This is a genomic window from Calditrichota bacterium (assembly GCA_013112635.1).
GTDB lineage: Bacteria > Calditrichota > Calditrichia > Calditrichales > J004 > JABFGF01.
On record JABFGF010000015.1, the window covers coordinates 39,617 to 58,836 of the forward strand.

General features: G+C 36.4%; 21 protein-coding genes. 15 read left to right on the forward strand and 6 right to left on the reverse strand.

Annotated features, from left to right (window positions below):
* The first annotated feature begins 7 nt into the window (after positions 1 to 7).
* From HND50_21465 to HND50_21490, 6 genes are read left to right on the forward strand one after another with little or no spacing between them, the layout of a single operon-like run.
* Positions 8 to 241 (forward strand): hypothetical protein, encoded by a 234-nt coding sequence (locus tag HND50_21465; protein ID NOG47822.1) that lies wholly within the window; start codon positions 8 to 10, stop codon positions 239 to 241.
* Positions 238 to 1,080 (forward strand): hypothetical protein, encoded by an 843-nt coding sequence (locus HND50_21470; protein ID NOG47823.1) that lies wholly within the window; start codon positions 238 to 240, stop codon positions 1,078 to 1,080. Before HND50_21465 ends, HND50_21470 begins: the two co-directional genes overlap by 4 nt.
* A complete protein-coding gene (locus HND50_21475; GenBank protein ID NOG47824.1) occupies positions 1,080 to 2,225 on the forward strand; it encodes a hypothetical protein in 1,146 nt (381 codons plus the stop codon). The genes HND50_21470 and HND50_21475 overlap by 1 nt, the downstream gene beginning before the upstream one ends.
* Positions 2,218 to 3,009 carry a hypothetical protein gene (locus HND50_21480; GenBank protein NOG47825.1) on the forward strand — a complete coding sequence of 264 codons (792 nt, stop codon included), beginning with the start codon at positions 2,218 to 2,220 and terminating at the stop codon, positions 3,007 to 3,009. Before HND50_21475 ends, HND50_21480 begins: the two co-directional genes overlap by 8 nt.
* Positions 2,990 to 3,268, forward strand: coding sequence for a hypothetical protein (locus tag HND50_21485; GenBank protein ID NOG47826.1), 279 nt, complete (start codon positions 2,990 to 2,992; stop codon positions 3,266 to 3,268). The genes HND50_21480 and HND50_21485 overlap by 20 nt, the downstream gene beginning before the upstream one ends.
* A gap of 1 nt (position 3,269) precedes the next feature.
* Positions 3,270 to 3,464, forward strand: a complete 195-nt coding sequence (locus tag HND50_21490; protein ID NOG47827.1) for a hypothetical protein — start codon at positions 3,270 to 3,272, stop codon at positions 3,462 to 3,464.
* A 107-nt stretch (positions 3,465 to 3,571) separates the two neighbouring features.
* Here the strand turns inward: HND50_21490 and HND50_21495 are convergent, their stop codons facing one another.
* Both HND50_21495 and HND50_21500 read right to left on the reverse strand, forming a co-directional pair.
* Positions 3,572 to 4,090 (reverse strand): hypothetical protein, encoded by a 519-nt coding sequence (locus tag HND50_21495; protein ID NOG47828.1) that lies wholly within the window; start codon positions 4,088 to 4,090, stop codon positions 3,572 to 3,574.
* 56 nt (positions 4,091 to 4,146) lie between these two features.
* Positions 4,147 to 4,380: a helix-turn-helix transcriptional regulator gene (locus tag HND50_21500; GenBank protein ID NOG47829.1), complete on the reverse strand. Its 234-nt coding sequence runs from the start codon at positions 4,378 to 4,380 to the stop codon at positions 4,147 to 4,149.
* A gap of 150 nt (positions 4,381 to 4,530) precedes the next feature.
* Here HND50_21500 and HND50_21505 point away from each other — a divergent pair, with 150 nt between their 5' ends.
* On the forward strand, positions 4,531 to 7,458 hold the full coding sequence (locus HND50_21505) for a PKD domain-containing protein (protein NOG47830.1): 2,928 nt from the start codon (positions 4,531 to 4,533) through the stop codon (positions 7,456 to 7,458).
* A gap of 95 nt (positions 7,459 to 7,553) precedes the next feature.
* Positions 7,554 to 7,787: a hypothetical protein gene (locus tag HND50_21510; GenBank protein ID NOG47831.1), complete on the forward strand. Its 234-nt coding sequence runs from the start codon at positions 7,554 to 7,556 to the stop codon at positions 7,785 to 7,787.
* A gap of 31 nt (positions 7,788 to 7,818) precedes the next feature.
* Here the strand turns inward: HND50_21510 and HND50_21515 are convergent, their stop codons facing one another.
* Positions 7,819 to 8,775 (reverse strand): integron integrase, encoded by a 957-nt coding sequence (locus tag HND50_21515; GenBank protein ID NOG47832.1) that lies wholly within the window; start codon positions 8,773 to 8,775, stop codon positions 7,819 to 7,821.
* A 398-nt stretch (positions 8,776 to 9,173) separates the two neighbouring features.
* Between HND50_21515 and HND50_21520 the strand changes: the two genes are divergently transcribed.
* From HND50_21520 to HND50_21530, 3 genes are all read left to right on the forward strand, one after another.
* Positions 9,174 to 10,340, forward strand: coding sequence for an IS91 family transposase (locus tag HND50_21520; GenBank protein NOG47833.1), 1,167 nt, complete (start codon positions 9,174 to 9,176; stop codon positions 10,338 to 10,340).
* Between the two features lie 319 nt (positions 10,341 to 10,659).
* A complete protein-coding gene (locus HND50_21525; GenBank protein NOG47834.1) occupies positions 10,660 to 11,685 on the forward strand; it encodes a T9SS type A sorting domain-containing protein in 1,026 nt (341 codons plus the stop codon).
* A 132-nt stretch (positions 11,686 to 11,817) separates the two neighbouring features.
* Entirely contained in the window at positions 11,818 to 12,294 is a 477-nt protein-coding gene (locus HND50_21530; GenBank protein ID NOG47835.1) for a hypothetical protein, read from the forward strand.
* Between the two features lie 428 nt (positions 12,295 to 12,722).
* Here the strand turns inward: HND50_21530 and HND50_21535 are convergent, their stop codons facing one another.
* Positions 12,723 to 14,006 (reverse strand): transposase, encoded by a 1,284-nt coding sequence (locus HND50_21535; GenBank protein ID NOG47836.1) that lies wholly within the window; start codon positions 14,004 to 14,006, stop codon positions 12,723 to 12,725.
* A 204-nt stretch (positions 14,007 to 14,210) separates the two neighbouring features.
* On the opposite strand from HND50_21535, the gene HND50_21540 reads away from it, so the two are divergent.
* From HND50_21540 to HND50_21555, 4 genes are read left to right on the forward strand one after another with little or no spacing between them, the layout of a single operon-like run.
* Positions 14,211 to 14,705, forward strand: coding sequence for a hypothetical protein (locus HND50_21540; GenBank protein NOG47837.1), 495 nt, complete (start codon positions 14,211 to 14,213; stop codon positions 14,703 to 14,705).
* Between the two features lie 16 nt (positions 14,706 to 14,721).
* A complete protein-coding gene (locus tag HND50_21545) occupies positions 14,722 to 15,678 on the forward strand; it encodes a thymidylate synthase (GenBank protein NOG47838.1) in 957 nt (318 codons plus the stop codon).
* A gap of 10 nt (positions 15,679 to 15,688) precedes the next feature.
* On the forward strand, positions 15,689 to 16,477 hold the full coding sequence (locus tag HND50_21550) for a hypothetical protein (GenBank protein NOG47839.1): 789 nt from the start codon (positions 15,689 to 15,691) through the stop codon (positions 16,475 to 16,477).
* The gene (locus HND50_21555) at positions 16,474 to 17,421 is read left to right on the forward strand and encodes a hypothetical protein (GenBank protein ID NOG47840.1); all 948 of its coding nucleotides are present in this window, start codon (positions 16,474 to 16,476) and stop codon (positions 17,419 to 17,421) included. Before HND50_21550 ends, HND50_21555 begins: the two co-directional genes overlap by 4 nt.
* 5 nt (positions 17,422 to 17,426) lie before the next feature.
* On the opposite strand, the gene HND50_21560 is transcribed toward HND50_21555, so the two are convergent.
* Both HND50_21560 and HND50_21565 read right to left on the reverse strand, forming a co-directional pair.
* Entirely contained in the window at positions 17,427 to 18,500 is a 1,074-nt protein-coding gene (locus HND50_21560; protein NOG47841.1) for an ImmA/IrrE family metallo-endopeptidase, read from the reverse strand.
* Positions 18,493 to 18,816 carry a hypothetical protein gene (locus HND50_21565; protein ID NOG47842.1) on the reverse strand — a complete coding sequence of 108 codons (324 nt, stop codon included), beginning with the start codon at positions 18,814 to 18,816 and terminating at the stop codon, positions 18,493 to 18,495. Before HND50_21565 ends, HND50_21560 begins: the two co-directional genes overlap by 8 nt.
* Between the last annotated feature and the right edge of the window lie 404 nt (positions 18,817 to 19,220).

Genomic DNA, 19,220 nt, shown 5'->3' on the forward strand with positions numbered 1-19,220 from the left:
AAAGTTTTTGATTCCGCTCTGGGTACGCGCCACCTTCAAGTTTACCGAGGAAGGTACCATCTCCATCCTTCATGTAAAACCTCTGGAATCCCTGGAAGAGAAACTGACCGATCAGGGTAAAACGTCCTTCCAACTTACTTGCCAGGAATGTGGTGATGATGCAGTCATTAATTTTAATGAGTATGAAAAGCTGGATAAGGAATCGGCAGAGCGAAAAGCATTGGAAGGGATAGGCTTATGAGCGAAGATTATAAAAGCCAGATAAACAACCAGATTAAGGATGTTGTAAATCAATGGATAGAAGACCTGAAACAAAAACACCCAACGCTGCTTTTGACAAAGCAGTGGAATGTACTATATCCCAAAGGTTTCCATGCTGGCAATAATATTATAGCTGTGGTCAGTGGTAGCAAGAAAGGCAAACACCTGGTAGCTGAACTGAATATCTTTCTGCCCGATAACCTGGAGTTGGATTTGAAGAGTGTGGAACTGCTACTAAAGAACGAACCCTATAAAGTAGAAAAGAAACCATCCGCTGGTGGGCAGATACCACGACCGATTGATGAGCCGCTGGATACCCTGAATGACATAATCCTGAGTATAAACCAGTTCCTGCAAAGCATTCATGTTCCTGAAACTTTTCACCCGATTGCCGATCAGGCATATTCATCCAAATCGATAATCCGGCCGTCGCAGCCACATGCAAAAAATATCAATATAAAACAGAACAGTGCACCTGCCAATGTAGATGAAGTAAAGAAAGAGATGCTTTACAGCCCTGCGTTGCCGGAATGGTACAGGACCATAGAAAGCCCATCGGTTAAGGCCGATCTCGCCCAAAAACTAGCTGAGAGCTTTGTCAGTTACCAGCAGCAAACAGGTAGAAAAATAGAGTTTGTGGAGTTCTTTAATATCTTTAGTGAGCATCTTAAAACACAGAACAAGCTGCATCATTACTGCCGATACAAAGGCCAGCCGGTCAAGCTCGATTCAAACAATTTCTGCACCGAGAGCTTCTGTTCCAAGAAACCCTATAATTCTGTCTGTAACCAAACCACTTTAAAATTTGGAGAACCTTAATGAATTCTAATTCCCAAAAAGATTGTACTTTAAACGCTTCGCAAACAAAGGAGAGTCGGGCAGGCAATTGCATTCTCTTTTTAATCCAGACTTTCCTGCCCATTGCAGATAAAGTCTATGACCGAAAAACAACACTCGATATCCTGCACAGCATATGTATCAAAGATGGCTTTATGCTTATGACCGACCTGGATACATTTGTAAGGATGCCCCTTAAAAATACCCGACAGCCGGACAGGTATAATTATACATTGCCCATCAAAATCCTAAAGAAGATATTATTAACCAAACCTGCTTCCCTATGTATTGAAAAATCTACGGAGGATAAATTAAGTATAAAGTTTGATGAGTGTCAGATCACTGTTCCTACTGAAAATACAGATGAATATCCATCATTTCCTGAGGAGAATTATGAGAAAATTGCGGAGTGGAACCGCGATGTCTTTAAGCAGCTGGCCAAGCAGATCACCTTTGCCTCGGTTGATATTATGCGTGCTTCACTGACAGGCATTCTTGTCAAACAGGATGAATATCTCAGTTCCGTGGCCACTGATGGTCATGTGCTGCAGTGGATCAAGAACCTGGATACCGCCAATAAATGCCTGCACTTCAAAGAGTATGAATGCAATATTCCGGCAAAGGTTATCAAGATAATTGCGAGATATGTGCAGTACAAAACAGAAGTCTGGCAGTCAGAGAAATACCTGATGTTCAAGCTGGGTCACGGTATCGAGTTTGTGGTACGCAAGATTGATGATCCTTATGTGGACTATAAAAAAGTAATACCGGTTGAATTACCGAATACTTTGACATTGAATAGAAAAGGAATACTTAAACAGATCAAATCAGCAAAGAATTTTTCAAGTCAGGCTGACCTAAAAGCTATCAATGGCTCCATTGAATTTAAATCCCGGGATATTGATCAGGGAACAGAGTATCAATCCACAATGGATGTTGAAAAAAGAGAAGGCGCTGAGATGGATGTCGCGCTTGACCTGGCCTTACTGGAAAAGAGTCTGAACGGTATTGAAGGCGAACTGATCGAATGGAAATATATTGATGGTGATGGCCCCAATATTCTAAACAGTGCTGAAGATGATAATACTCTTAATCTGCTTATGCCGGTCAGGAGGAACAATGGATAATAACCTGGTCATAGACTTTGCAGAGAGGATAGAAGATAATATAGAAGATTTTAAACTGGATAGCCTTGACACCGAAACAAACTACACTGCCGCCAAGATAAAAGTCACCCGCGATCCCGAATCCAATAATCCCATAGTTTTCTATTCCCAGGAGCTCAGTAGGAATTTCAAAGATGATTCCGATAAGTTTGGTAAAAGACATATCATTAAAGCTTTTACGCCCTCCAATATGGAAGCGGTAGCTGATACAACCCTGGAACGAAAGTTTTCAGATACCATCCTGGCTTTCAAGAACCAGATCCCGGATTATTCACCCTTGTCTGATATCCATTCGGAGAAGATGAAACTGTTTATGGATGAGGACTCAGCCACTTTTCTCTCGGACATCGGCATCAATATCGACGGTCTAGGTGAAGATTTTGGCGGGTTGCAAAGTGTATCAGCGAACCCTTTTATGGAAGACATCGCCTATAATGCTAGCCAGCTAAAAACGGAATTAGCAGAGTTAAGAGGGAAATACATGCTGGTAAAAATGCAGATGACGGAATCCTTTGAGAATGAAGTGGATCCGCAAAAGATGAGTGATGCGGACTTTGCAGAATGTATGGCCCTGGAAAATGCCAATGAAGGGCTGGTACAGGCTTACCTGGCCTTTAAAGAAAAAATAAAAGCATTGGAAAGTAAGCTGGGCATTGTCTCAACGGAAATATTCAACGAAACAAAATCCAAAATCCGTTTACCAAAATCACTGGAGGGCCAGAACAATGCCTTACTACAAATATGACTTTGATGGCCTGTGGTTTAGTATCTATAAACAGGTATTAAAGCATAATGAACTCCTGGGTGATGACGGCCTTGATAAGAATCAGCTTCGGGAAGTGACTACTTCGATCTTTATAGCCCAGACCCAGAAAGGAATGAATAAGCCTCTTCTGATAAACAGCTTTATGGAGTCAGTAATCAAAAAGATCCAGTTTATCAAAGATAGAAAAAAGCAGGAGGTTGTTTATAACGCCATAAGTAAAATATTAAAGGAGGGCTAAAATGCCGATATTCGATTTTTCATGTTTGAGCTGCCATTATGTATTTGAGAGAATCTGCGGTCTTGAGCAGGATTATCCTCCCTGTCCCATCTGTGGAGGTGAAACAGATAAAATCATGGGTGCTCCTGTCGCGCATTTCAAAGGCAAGGGCTTTCATTGCACAGATTATAATTCTAAAAAACGTGCATGTAAGTAATATCTAAAAGAAGAGAATTAGTTCTCTCTTCTTTTACCCTCCATTTCTATTACCTTGAACAGAAGTGATTTGCAGTTTAATCACTTCGTATTGTTGAAAATCCCGATTCAATTACTAAATCGATTACGATCGGCATATTTACGAACTGTTGTATGACTACAGCCAATAAGTCCTGCAATCTCCCTGCTGCTCATATCCGGATATTTTTCAATATGAAACTTTACCACTTCCTGTAACTGTCCATTGGATGAAGTTGACATAATACTTTCCCTGATTTCCTTTTCCAGCCAACCAAATAATCCCAACATGGCCGGGATAAGAAAACCCACTGTGATTCCAATAATCAAAGCAAAGGTTCCAGGCGGTTTCCAGTCAATCATATACTTCACATTAAGTGTAATGGAAATCGTGGCAGCCAGAAGTAAAATTATCCTGGCCGGAAGCAGTTGGATGTGCTGCATGGAAAAGTAGATTGAAGAATCAATGGCCAGTACAAGCAGGGTGGTGGTCACAAATGGAAACAATAATCCCTGGCCATATAAGGAAAGTATGGAATAGCAGTGTTCAAAAGTGGCAAGGAGAAAAAGAAGCGGAAGGATGGTTAACCAGATTTTACGCGATGACATAAGAAGCTCCAAAATATATATATACACTACTCTTATGCCGGAATTAAAGGTAGTTTTTACTTCTTATCAGATACTTTCTGTATCAGTTCGCTGGGAGAAATTTTAAGTGGCTCGACCAGCTTGAAAAGGGTTGTTATGGTAGGTTGGCTGATACCCCTTTCCATGTTGGATATGAAATTGCGTTCCAGACCGCTTGCATAGGCCAGGGCTTCCTGGGACAGGTTATTCCGTAATCGTTCCTCTTTTAGCACTTCACCAAAGGTTACTGCTAATACTGGTTTTTCTTTCATAAATCAAAGTAGCAATAATTATTTCAACTATCCGCCCACAATAGTGGGCAAAGCATTGTTTTATTTCTTAGATTAGAACTGTTGTTTATAGCGTGATTTTTGGCATAAGAAAACTGATAACTAATTATTTACTCATTACGGAGATTACTTATGAAGAAGATCTTATTACTTATTGTTTCAATCTGTGCAGTGGCATATTCTGCAACAGCTGATGGCTATGCCTATCTGGAGGAAGGGACAGATCACACAGGGATTAAAGTGTTTTTTAAAGCTCTTTCCCCGACAGCAACGACTGATAGTGTTTATACCGATGCAACGGGGTATTTTACAAAGGAATTGGATACCGGGACTTATACAGTTCATTATTCTAAAGATGGACATAAAAGATATGAGGACAATGTTCAATATTTGTTTAGTGGCTCACATACGCTGCAATCAGTTACTTTAAAAGCAGGAAACTATAAAGAAGTGTCTGGTGATGTCAGTGGCTTCTGGCATGCAGATACTATTTATTTAGTAGTAGGTTTCGCAAGGATTTCTATAGGAGACTCATTAGAGATTGAGGCTGGTACGAAAATTGAGTTTGAAAGAGAAAGTTCTTTAATTGTTCAAGGAAAAATATTTGCAATTGGTTTGGCATCAGATTCTATAGCATTTACATCAGCACAGCAAGACCCTAGCAAAGGTGATTGGAGTAGTATTGAGTTAGATCGTTTTGCGACTAATTGTGTTTTTGAATATTGTATTATTGAATATGGAGGATATGGAGTCAGTAAAGGAAACTTATATCTTGAATCAGGTTACTCAGGTCCATTAAAGTTTTTAAATAGCAGTGTGAGATATAGTAATAATAATGGAATGTATTTATCGACAATAAAAAGTAACATATCTATACAGAATAGTACTTTCTTTTCAAATAATCTTAAGGGGATATCTCTTGAAAAGTCACCTGAATTTCTAGACATTGCATATTGTAAAATATATGGTAATTCATTGGGGATATTTGTATCGGGTTCTAGAAGAAGCAACAATATTAGGCACAATAAGATTTTTTCAAATTCTACTGGTATTAATTCTGGTGGCTCTGTTGGATATGGCGGATCAATAATGTATAATGAAGTTTTTAATAATCAAGAGGGTATTACAGCAGGTCAGGATACGGTTGCTTATAATGTTGTTTATAATAATTCGATACAGGGTATTTCTGGAAAGCTTGTTAGCAATAATACTATATATTCGAACGGGAAATCAGGTATTAAATCATTTCCAAATGCAATTATTACTAATAATATTGTTATGAATCACTTAAATGGAATTGATGTTGGAGCTATGGCTCCAGAGTTTATTGGATATAACAATGTTGTTTCTATCAATGATAATTATTTAGGAGATGCGCTTCCCCTATTTATAGGAGAATTAATAACTGCTAATTCAAATGGTGACTCTACTGATGCGTATTATAATTTGTCCCAAGATCCAATGATGGTTGATCCTGAAAACAATGATTTCTATTTGATAACAAGCTCACCAAATATCGATGCTGGTAACCCCTCAAGTCCTAAAGATCCTGATAGCACAATTGCAGATATTGGGGCATATTATTATGATCAAAGCTATCCTACTGCAATGTTTGAAGTTGATACAACTCAAATAAAAACAGAGAATTTAATTCAGTTCTCTGATTTATCAATAGAAGGAAGTTTCGGGGAAAGTATTGTAGCGTGGAGTTGGGGTTTCGGTGATGGGACTACTTCAACTTTGCAAAACCCATCCCATTCCTATGCTGCAAGTGGAAAATACTCCATTTCATTAACTGTTACTGATGCACTAGGAAAGAGTTCTACGGAAAATAAAGAAAGTTATATTACATCTTCCGTCAGTTCAGTTAGTAGTTTCTCTTTAAAATCTGAATCTAATTTGCAACATGTAATTAACCATACTCCGACTTTTCAGTACTCTTTTAAAAATGACCAGGGATTGTCTCAAAATAAGTATCATTTACTAGTTCTAAATGCTTCTATGGATACTCTCTGGGATACAGGTGAAATCATCAGTAACTCCTCGAACATTGAGTATGCTGGTGGAAAGCTAATTGATGGAAATGATTATGTTTCTTATCTAAAAGTTAATGGAGGAAACTCCTGGAGTAAATGGGATACTTTGAATTTTCATATGAACTCAGTTCCATCTAAACCGCAGGCTATATCCCCTAAAGACACAGTCAGATCGTTGCCGGTAATTCTTTCCATTGAATCAAATGATGCTGAAAATGACGCGTTATCGTATAATTATTTTGTTTATTCTGATAGTGCTCTTTTAAAACATGTGGCATCAGTCTCAGGGCATGACAGCCCCAACTGGGAAGTAGATGTCAGCCTCGAAGACAATAAAAACTATTGGTGGACGGCTGAAGCTCTTGATCCATATGAAAAGAGTAGTCTATCAGAAGCAACCCGGTTTTATCTAAATGCTGTTAAAGAAGCACCGCAACCTTTTGCATTGTTGAGTCCAGCTAAAGGACAAAATAGTTTGTCTGCAACCCCAACCTTTATTTGGGAAACTGCCAGTGATAATGATCTCAACGATCAAGTTTCCTACCGGTTATTCATATCATCAGATACTTTGATGAATGATATTTTAAGACAAACTGAAACACCTGATACAAGTGTAACTCTGAGCAATGCTCTTATAGATAGTTTGAAATACTATTGGAGAGTTGAAGCAATTGATCTGGATAGCTTGGTTACTTCTTCAGAAACCAGGTCTTTTGTTGTAGGTGTTTTAACATCACTTGAAATAAGGGATGAACTTCCAACTGAATTCTTACTCTCGCAGAATTATCCAAATCCATTTAACCCATCAACAACCATCAGCTTTTCCATACCGATAGTTACAAATGTTGAACTGACAATCGTAGATATGCTTGGAAAGAAGGTTGCAACTTTAATCAACGGCAAGATGCCAGTAGGAAATTACAAGTATGATTTCAACGCCTCCGGGTTAGCCAGTGGTGTTTATTTGTATATGCTAAAGACCAAAGAATATACACAAATGAAAAAGATGCTTCTGATCAAGTAAAGTTCTTTACCACAACTACCCTTAGTTGTATTTCTAATTAAAGGATTTTAAATAATATGGCATAAGAACCCTGGTAAACCAACCAGGAGATTCTTATGAAAGTATCAACCAAACCAAGCTTAATTCCATTTGAGCTATCCCTGAAATTTGAGACGCTGGAGGAGCTTCAAGCATTTGAAATGCTCTTTCATGTAGCAGCAGTAATGGAAGCTGATTTTATTGAGAAGCATTTGGGTTCGAATGGAATTTCTGCTTTCCTTCCTAATTCATATACAGAAGAACAGTTAAATGAAGTTATTGCGGATGTTGAGCGTCACTATACCCCTTAATTGCTTTGGCTATTGGGGGGTTTAGTATGAATCAGTCAATGGGGCTTTTAACAGACAAGCCGGGTTTGTTTAAAACATGGGTATAGATCATAGTGGTCGCTACATTTTTATGGCCGAGTAACTCTTGCACTGTTCGGATATCGTATCCGGATTCTAATAAATGTGTAGCGAAAGAATGGCGTAAGGTGTGACATCCAGCAGGCTTTATGATTCCTGCCCGGCGGCGTGCCATAGTAACGTTTTTGCGGATGAATGTATCGCCAATGTGATGTCTCCGTTCTTCACCAGAGCGTGGATCTATTGACCTCTTTTCGGCAGGAAAAACATATTGCCATCCTTTCTCCTGATTTGCATTAGGGAATTTTTTTTCCAACGCGAATGGAAGATAAACTTTGCCAAATCCAGCTTCCAGATCGGCTTTGTGAATATACCATGCCTGGTTTATTTGCTTTTTTAAAGGTTCAATTAGTTTTTCCGGCAAAATTGCGTGCCTGTCTTTTGAACCTTTCCCATCCCGCACAATTATTTGTTTATAGCCAAAATCAATATCTTTAATCCGCAATCTGACGGCTTCCATTAATCGCAAACCTGCCCCATATAAGAGTAGCGCAACTAAACGTGAATTTCCGTTTAGTTTTTTTAATAATCGGCTCACTTCGTTTCTGGTAAGGACAATAGGAACCTTTGAAGATTTCTTTGCCCAAATGACTTTTTCCATTTCACCAAAAGGCTTTTGAAGGATATCTTTATATAAAAAATGCAGTGCGTTCAGGGCCTGGTTTTGACTTGATGCCGCCAGTTTACATTTTACGGCAAGGTAAGTTAAATAGTCTTGTACTTCTTTTGCACTCATATTTTTTGGGTGTTGCATTTTGTGGAATTTCACATAGCGTATTATCCATTGAATATAGGCTTTTTCTGTACGGATACTATAATGCTTTACGCGGAGAGTTTCGCGAACCAATGTAATTAGTTTTTTCTCAGTCATTTTATTACTTATTGGTGTACTTGTGTACAAGATAGGATTTAAAAGCAACTTTGTCAATATCCGTTTTAAAAAAGAAAATATAATCCTAAATGTTATATATTCAATAGCTTAGGGTGGGTATGTTCAAATTCCATATTAGAAAATATCCGCTTTTCAGTCAAACCGGATATTTGTCAGATATTAAAATTTGAGTTTGTAAAAGTAGTTGTTTTTTAATATGTTACTTGAGTTGCATTTTACCTAAATAATCCGCAATCGAATAATACTATGTTATATTGAAGCGGTTATGTCCGCAGGTTGATTGATTTTTCACTTCCAGCCCCCTCTAAATTTCCCCTTGTATCTTGACATTTCATTTCTTATATAATATGTACTTATGTACACCATATATATATGATATGTCAAGCTCAGTAGCCAGCATATTTCGCCAACACATCAAAGAGTATAGCCGCAGCCACGGCCTTTCAATGAAGCAATGGAAAGTCGTCAATGCTATAATGAACTGCCGTACCTCTGCTCTCGGCGGCCATCTTTACCATTGCCCATCCTGTGGCGTTGAGCGTCCCTGTTATAACCCCTGCCGTGACCGGCACTGCCCAAACTGCCAATATATTCTGAAAGAGAAATGGGTAAAAGAGCGTTTAAAGGAGCTGTTGCCTGTCCCGTACTACCATGTGGTTTTTACACTTCCCCATACTTTAAACGAGCTGATCAGTTATAACAAGCGTTTATTATATAACCTGTTTTTTTGTTGTGTCAAAGAAACGCTGAACAGCTTTGCCAAAGACCCGCGTTATCTTGGCGCGCAATGCGGTTACCTGGCTTTGCTGCATACCTGGGGCCAGACACTTTCGCAGCATGTACACCTGCACCTGATTGTGGCAGGCGGCGGTATTAGTGATCAGGGAGAATGGAAGAGTGTGCCTTATGCAGGCCGTTTCCTTTTTCCGGTAAGGGCTGTTGGTAAGATGTTCCGCGGGAAGTTTATTTCCAAACTGAAAAAGATGCATTATACAGGGGAATTGGTTATCCCGGAATGTATTGAATTATATAAAGAGCCCCATGTATTTGAGCATATGCTGGATTCTATTGCCCATAAGAAGTGGCGTGTTTATGCCAAGAAACCCTTTGGCAGCGCTGAGCAGGTTGTGCGCTATATCGGACGTTATTCGCACCGTGTTGCCATAAGTAACAACCGCATCATAGATAGCACAGAAAAGAATGTGAGTTTTACTTACAAAGATTACAAACAAGGAGGTGGGGATGGAAAGTTTAACAAAGAGATGACCTTGCCCGCAACAGAGTTTATGCGCCGGTTTCTGTTACACATTCTGCCGCACGGTTTCAACAAGATCCGTTTTTATGGTTTCTGGTCAGGCAAAATAAAGAAGGATATTTTGATACGCATACGATCTGAATTGGGCGAAGCCGTCAATAATGAAACGAGCGAGGATCAGGAGGATGAGCAGAATTTATATTGTTGCCCACATTGCAAGGTGAGCATGTTTTTCCGAATGATCCTCGAGCCACAATACAACCAGGTTGTTTATGTGGATACTTCTTAAAGGGCTAAAGTTTTATGGACTTCTATTTTTTACGCGTTATCGATATCCCAGGGATTGGTCTGCCCAAAATTACAGTTTTGGGGTAAAGGCCGGCAGATGGTTGTAAATAGAAAAAGACCAAAAATTAACAGTTGAAGTTTTCTGCTTTTTTAATTAATATTTATACCGTTATGAAAGTGTTGGTGTACACATAGCATTGGCGCTCAATATAACAATTCGTTGAACCAGACCAACCGCGTTGGGTTTGGAATGGTATGTGGAATATCAACATGCGATTGGCAGGTTAACTAAACGTTAGCAGCCTACATTGGAGAATAAAATGAAAATACATCAAATTATTTGCTTTTGTCTCCTGTTAGTTCAAATATGTTTTTCTCAAAACATATCATACAATTTAGAACCTGGTACAATCCGTTATTATGATGGATGTGCAAGTTATGGTGATCCTTGTGTTACTCATGATTCGATTTTGGGTATCGAAAGAGTTGTTTCTGATACAACAATAAATAATAAAAACTACTCTGTAGTTGAATGGCAATATGAAAACTCTTCACAGGGCTCTGGTGAAATAGAAAAGGCAATAAATTATCTTAGGTTTGAGAATGGGATTCTTTATCAACTTGAGGACACCAGTGATATAATTCTACAAAACTTAAATATGTCAAAAGGTGATACGATATCAAGTCTTTATGATCCCTCTGAATTATTCTATTTACCTCCTCCAGAAACTATTATTTTTGACACAGTTGCAACTTTTGATAATGGATTAAGATATCGGATATTTTGGAGTGATACTGATAGTGTCTATGCATTTCCTGGTGATTTTTTTAATATTGGATTACCAGACATTGATCTATTTTTAGATTCGGTTCTTGTTTCACAGGATAATTGGAAACTGCCCTTTGGATATACCAATATTTATCGCCCATATCATCCTTTTTATTTTATCGATTCGATTGGTGTTGTTTATTCATATTGGAATTATCGTAAAATGGCATTGGTTGGTTTTGAAAACTCTGAGGGACGATTATATGGCTCAAAAGTTGATTTTATAACAACTATTGAAGAAAATGAACAGCCTTATAATTATAAGTTATTTCAAAATTATCCCAATCCTTTTAATCCTGAAACAACCATTGATTTTGAGTTATTAAAGCCAGGAAAGGTTGTAATCGATGTATTTGATATTGGTGGAAAACATATTTCAAATTTGCTAAATGCCAAAAAAAGCATCGGTAAGCATTCTGTCGTTTTTGATGGATACAAATTGGGAACTGGAGTATATTTTTACAGAATAAAAATGAATAACTATATTTCAACAAAAAAAATGATAATAATTAAATAAGGCTGCTAACAAAATGTTCAACTCGGAATTTCACGCCGGGAGGTTTCTTGGGAGAGTTGGGCATTTTATTCAGGCGTAAAATCCGGTTAACATTCGCGTTATGTTGCTGTCATTTTATGGAAGATAGGAAAAATGAATGAAAAAGTAGAAGCTGTTAAAACAGTGTATCCACATTTCGATTTAAATGTCGCATCCATGAACGCTTTAAGAGATGCTAAGAAAACAGATAATAAATACGAACGATTCCACTATATAATGACTTCAATGTTATTTTGCAGTTTTACAATTGAAGCATACATAAATCATGTTGGAAATACGAGATTAAATTTCTGGGGAAGCATTAAGAAAAATATTGGACCACAAGAAAAACTTGAAATATTAGCTTCGATTTTCAATTATAAATTGGATAAAGGGAAAAAGCCCTTTCAGACATTAAAATCAATTATTAAATTTCGAAACTTAATGGTTCATGCTCAATCTGAAGTGATTTCCGACTACACAGATAAAAATAATCCAGAAACACCTTTATCAAATTGGGAAAAAATGGTTACTCAAAAAAATGCTGAAAATTATAGCAATGATACAATAGAAATGCTAAGAATTATTTAACAATTTACTGGAATGATTATAGACCCAGTTCAAAGTGGAAGTGGCACGACATTTGGGGCAAAGCAAATAAAGGCAACATAACAAAGGCATACTTTTAGCCCCAAATAGTCAAGTGAAAAAATAAAAACTACCGTAATTGTAGTAATTTTTCTTTTTAGCTTCTTTTTTCTTTTGTGGAAATGTGGATAACTTTCGCCCGTTTCCCCCTTTCGAATAAACAAAAATATTCCTGACCGGCAATGATACTTTTTAGATCCTCATTAAAGGGACATTTAAACTTTATCGGCCGTGTCAGAAATAACCTATGCCCAGTGATATTATTATTAAGCCGGAGATCTGAACACTCCAGTCTCTATGCCTTTGCGATCATCTGAACACAGGTATTTATCTATTCTACTATATTATTGTTTTTCATTATCTGTTCACTGTCAGGCAGCGCTTTTGTAGCAGCTTTCACATACAAACAAACGACTTTCATCAAAGATTGTACCTGGGCGCGACAAGGCAAAAAGTATCTCAATCAACTTGCGTGCTACAACCGACATGGCCTTTGTCCCTGGCATGCCACGTTCTTTAAAACCATGATAGTACTCTCCCAGGATACGGTCACGTTTAATCAAATGAAAAATAGATTGGCCCAGGATCAGGCGCAGGCGTATGCGCCCTTTCTTGGCGACCTTGTTCTTGCCCTTATATTGGCCACTGCTTCGCTCACGCAGGTTCAGTCCGCCAAAACGTTTCAGTTTCCGTTGATGGTCAAAATCGCCCAGTGGCCCGGTTTCACCAATAATGCGGGCAAGGTTAACCTGGCTTACAAAGCCTTTTACAGGTTTGGGGACAGCTTCATCATTATCCAATAAACGTTGATATATATCGCTCATACGTTGTTTTATCTCTTTTCGGGCCTGCTCATGGCCCTCGAACATTTTGTATAAACCGGCTACGCGCCAATCGAGTATTTCAATAACTTCCATACCTTGATAAAGTTTTGATGAACAGCTGGCATCGCTATATAGTTGTTCTATTGTTTCGTCACGGATGCCCCGGACATTTTTCTTCATTGTTTGATTAAAACGTGTCTTTCCAGCACGTACAATCTTGTATGGGTTGCCATGATATTTTTTGAGAAGCGCCCGGCCGCTTGATCCAAACAGAAAGGCATTGTTGAATGATAAATCGCAAAATAAGCGGCGCAGTTCACGGTGCAGCATATTCTTGCAAGAAACCAATTGCCTGGTTTCGTATTCATGCATACGGTTAAAGTGACGTAGCATCTCGTACTCATCGGGCAGGATGCGGTGTTTAAGAAGCTTACCGTATTGGGCAACAAAAAAGATTACCCTGGGATCGCGTATATCACTTTTGCTGGCGCTGTTGTCTTCGATAATTTTATATTTGTGTACGGCTTCACCACTTACATAAGACGTATGCAAGCCCAGTTGACGGGCCAGGAGTAAAAGCTTTTCTTCATAGCCGCCTGTAGGTTCGCAAATGATATGAGTGCCACTAAATCCCTTTTGTTGGGCAAAACTTTCATAGCTGATCAGCTTATCTTTGATGGCTTTTAGATTATTGGCAAAACATTCGCTGACACATTCTATGGTGCCACTGCCGGTTTGTGTATATAGGTGCAGATCATCTTTGCTGACGTCAAAAGCTATATTCAGTAGATTATTTTGCTTGACATTGTCGATTTTATATGAGAGTTTCATGATAGAGTCTCCTTGTGTTAGGTTAAACAATTTTCACGGGTTGCTTTTCCACATTGGGGGGCTCTTTATTTACACAATTCTGACATTTAAGGGTAATAGTTTATCAACACGGAAACTTCACGCAGACGGTGATTTGTCAATTGGAGGTTCTTTCAGCGTTCGTTCCGGTTATGTCAAGTCGTTATACCTAAATACAATACTAAAATGAGATATATATTTTCTACAGTAATTATCTACTTTATTTATATAATTTATTTGGCACTACCAATAAAGTTTCCATTTAATCTTGATGGTGATTATACTAATACTCGTTTATTAATTGTACATCAGGTTATTACAGGACCAAATTTTCGTATTCTTAACAATATCGAAAAGCTGAAATCGATTAATAGTGACTCTCTAGAGATAAATTATAGTGAAGTAAAACTGACTGGAGACAATCCATTGTATCATTTCTTTCTTGGAAATTGTAGTCCTGAGACATTAATTGTCCAAGGAGAGTTTCAAGGATTTACTGATGAATATATTTTAACCGGTTCTGGTATCATACCAATATTTAAGGTAGATGAATGGTATTTAACAAAATATAATTCAAGATTTTTCTGTGAGAAACGTGCACAATGGCACAGCCAATTAATGGTTTATTTAGCCTATTACGTTATTATGTTATGCTGGAGTGAAATTGAAACCAGAAAATAGCCTCGATGATTTACTAATTAATATTTTTAAGAGATTATTAAAGAAAAAAGATATTGTTACAGCAAGTAAGGGTAAATTTAGTGAGTTAAGAGGTATTCTTTTAGAAATAAAAAGACCAAGAGAAAGAATCAGTAGATCGGAAAGTCGAGGTAAAGTATTCAGTTGCCTTGGAGAGCTTTTATGGTACTTATCAAAAACAAATAAATTAAAACAAATAGAATACTACATACCAAGATATAAGAAATTTTCTGATGATGGTAAAATAGTTTATGGTGCATATGGCCCTAGGTTTTTTAATATGCACAACGGAATCAATCAAATTGAAAACATTATAAATATATTAAAAACTAAACCCACCACTAGACAAGCGGTTATACAATTATTTGATGCAATTGATTTAGTTGAAAAGCATAAGGATGTCCCTTGTACATCAACATTACAGTTTTTTATCAGAAACCAAAAGTTACACTTAATAACAAACATGAGATCAAATGATGCTTTTCTAGGATTACCACATGATGTATTTACTTTTACTATGATTCAAGAAATAATAGCTTCAACGCTAGACTATGAACTAGGTAGTTACAAACATTTTGTAGGAAGTCTTCATCTGTATGAGAAAAACTTCAAGAAGGCAGAAGATTTTGTTGATGAAGGATGGCATTTATCAACACCAATGCCCAAAATGCCGCAATCTAATATATGGAAAGAAATAAAAATTTTGCTTAATGCTGAGGAGAAAATACGAACAGGAAAAGAAGTGAACATTGACAATCTTAAAATAGATAACTATTGGAAGGATTTAGCTAGGTTATTAAGGATTTTTAATTTAAAAAATAAAAAATCTGCTATTGAAAAAATTAAGGAACAGATGTCAACAGATGTATATATACCTTATATTGAGAACAGACAAATACAAGCAAAGAAAGCCATTGAAGCAGAACAATTAACTTTTTTTAAAAACAATAATTGAAATGAAAAATATATTACCAACTCTTATAGAAATCCTAACTGAGGCATCTCGTAATACAGAGGAAATTTTAGGATGGGGATGTCCAATTCCATCATTTGGAGATGTCAGTAAATCAGCTGTTGCAACTCTAGGACTTAACCCAAGTAACAGAGAATTTACAGATGCAAAAGGGGATGAACTAATAGGGAGCCAAAGGAGGTTCCATACCCTGCAATCTCTTGGTATAGGTAGCTGGGAAGAAGTCCATTATAAACATTTAGAATTAATTAGTAATAACTGTAGTAACTATTTTAAAATTAACCCATACGATAATTGGTTCAGAGATCTAAATAATATCATATCCGGTACAAAGACATCTTATTACGGCTCTGCTAATGCATGTCATTTAGACCTAATACCATTTGCAACCGAAGTTAAATGGGTTAACCTGACTCGAAATAAAAGGAATTATCTTTTAGGTATTTCAGCATCTGTTTTAGGTAAAATATTGAAAAAATCTAAAATTGGAGTATTAATTTTAAACGGAAAAACAGTAGTACAAAACCTTGAATTTATTTCTGGGAAGAAACTAGCGATATCAGAGAAGACAGAATGGATGTTACCACGTAAAAATGGAAAAGGAGTAAAGGGGTTTTCCTATAAGGGAATTATAAATGAGGTTTGTGGTATCAAATTAAATAGGGATATTATGGTGCTTGGATATAATCATAATATCCAAAGTAGCTATGGTGTTACTACATCAGTAAAAAATTCAATAAAGAATTGGATTACCTCAGAAACATCTCAGGAATATAATTGAAGAATAAAATTTTAGATAGATATGAACAACTAAAAACGAATCTTGAAGAATTCTCAAAAACCCAAATATCTCTATTAGGATTAGATACTAATAAAAAGTTAGATATTTTTACAAGACAGTTAATTGATAGTATAAGAAGAGTAGATTTTGTTGGTGTAATTAAAGACAGAGAAGTTTCAGAATTTTATTCAGATCCAAACAATGAATCTTTCGATCCTTTAAAAGCAGCATTATTCTTTAAACAAGAAGGCTTAATTGATGAAGCTTTTTGGATGATTTTTTACTTTGTTTATTTTGGTCGAAACCGGGAAACTGGATGGAGGCTAGCGAGAGAGATATACAGTTCATATAATGAGGATGAGAATTGGACGTGGAACAGAATAATTGAAAATCCTTCTGAATTTAGAAATTGGCTTAATAATAATTATTCTCAAATGATAAATGATGGTATTCCAAGAAAATTTGGAAATCATAGAAGATATTCAACATTTAATCCAACAAAAAAAAACAATGTTGCTGATGCAATTGAAAGCTATGTTAGTTGGATAAACCCACCGCGAACTCATATTGAATTATTTGAAGAAAACTTCTCATCCTCCGATTCAAATCCAATAACAACATTTAATTCATTATATGTTTCAATGAATTCAGTTTTGACCTTTGGTAGGCTAGCTAAATTTGATTATTTGACAATGGTTGCGAAAACTGGATTATTCAGCATTGAACCAGGTTTAGCTTATATCAATGGCTCGACGGGCCCAGAAAGTGGTACAAAATTATTATTTTATAACAATATTAATTCTAATGTTTCAAGTTCAGAGCTAGAAGAGTTTTTAGTAAATTTGAGGGATGCTCTCGAACTTGGACCGCTTGGAATGCAAGTTCTTGAAGATGCTATATGTAATTGGCAAAAATCAACCTCTTCATATATATATTTCAGGTAATACTCTTACTTCTTGCGCCACTCATATTTAACTTTAAACTTATTTAATTGGTTGAATTTAATTTGACCAAAATATTGTAGTTGTCCTACGACTATACCTGGTGATATTCCTATCTTTTTTGCAAACCTAATTACTTCGCGCCATTTAGTAGCATTAAGACTTTTAAATTCTTCTTTATAATCATTTGGAATTAAAATATCTTCTGCAAATTTATTCGCTTCAATTTCTTCTTTATTTTTTTGTGAGTGATCATCTTCAATAAATATACTTTTCTTACCATGTAATAATATATGCGCTGCTTCATGGAAAAAGCTGAACCAAAAGTGATCGTCAGATAGGTATCTAAAACTTAAAATTATTAACGCTTTATCCGGAGAAATAAAATAGGTAGCACCACTTGCACTGCTTCCTTTGGGAGATGGTATTATAGATAATGCAACCCCGCACTCTGCTAGTTGCAATTGAAGTTTAGGTAAAAAACTAGTAGGACTTTTTTCCCTAGTTAAATATCTTATTGAGACTAAAACTTGGTGTAGTTTCTTTGAATTCCAGGGTTTACACTCTATAAAGTCACCTTCAATTTCTCCCTGTCTAAGCCAAGCTATTACAGCTTCTGGTCTAGACTTAAATGAAGTAGAAGTTCTGAAAGCAGTACCTAAGAGAAGGCCATAGTAAGTATCATTCCATTTTTCATAGTTCTCGACATCAAAAAACTGTAAGCAATTATTAATTTGTTGAGTAATATTTTTTGAAGGTTTGATCCACCCAAATTTAATCATGTCACTAATAGGGAGTCTGTTTATCCAAGATTCAAGTGTTTTTTGTTTGATCAATTTTTCGTCTGCTTGATACCTTGCTTCACGGTTAAGCCAAAAATCTTTTGTACTACCAAGAGATAATTCAAGCTTTTCCGCAATACTTTGAGATATTGATTCTTTTCCTATTAACAGGTTCTTCAAAATCTCGTTTGATAACCCAGATATTTTTAGGAACTGTTCTTCGCTGATGTTTCTTTCGGATAAAATATCTGTTATTGTTTCACCAGGAGGCGAACTCCAATTAGGTTTAAAATCACTCATTTTCTTCTATGCTCAATATTTTTATTCTAGTGACTTTTTTCCAATCAATCTTTTGATCACTTGTTCTTGGATTGTTAACATGATTTGCGGAAAATCGTATAATATAATTTTCTCCAATATCCATTATATAATTCGATTTTGATTCTAATAATTCCCGTGGATTACCAACAACGATTTCAAATATCGTTCCGGCAGCTCTAATATCAGCCAATCTATGTTTCAGCTTTGTCGATACTTTATAACCTAGTTCTTTTTTCGCTGTTAATTCATTTTGGCATATATCGCGTAGTTTTTTTGATTTAAATGCTATTTCCAATATAGTCAGGTATTTTATCGTGGGTAAAAATTTACTCAAAACTTAACTTAAGGGCAAACTGGTGAACTGAATAACATCATTCTACAGTCTCCTATGCTTAAAGTAAGCACCCAAATGTGAAACAAGGCAAGAAAGAATTCAAAAAGTTATAAAGCAGAAATGATGAGAATATTATGAAACGTAGAGATTTATAAAATCACTACTATGAGCCTATTTAATCAAATTACAAAGATTTTTGTTTTGCGGATTGATTTGTATGCTGTTTTGTTTCTTTTTGGGCATAGGATTGAGTTAATTATTAACATTTCACTACGCCAAAGATACCTTTTGTGGAGTGAATTGTCAAGGTGCGACAACCGGTGGAGAGGTTTGAAATACTAAATATTAAATTTTGCATAATGAAA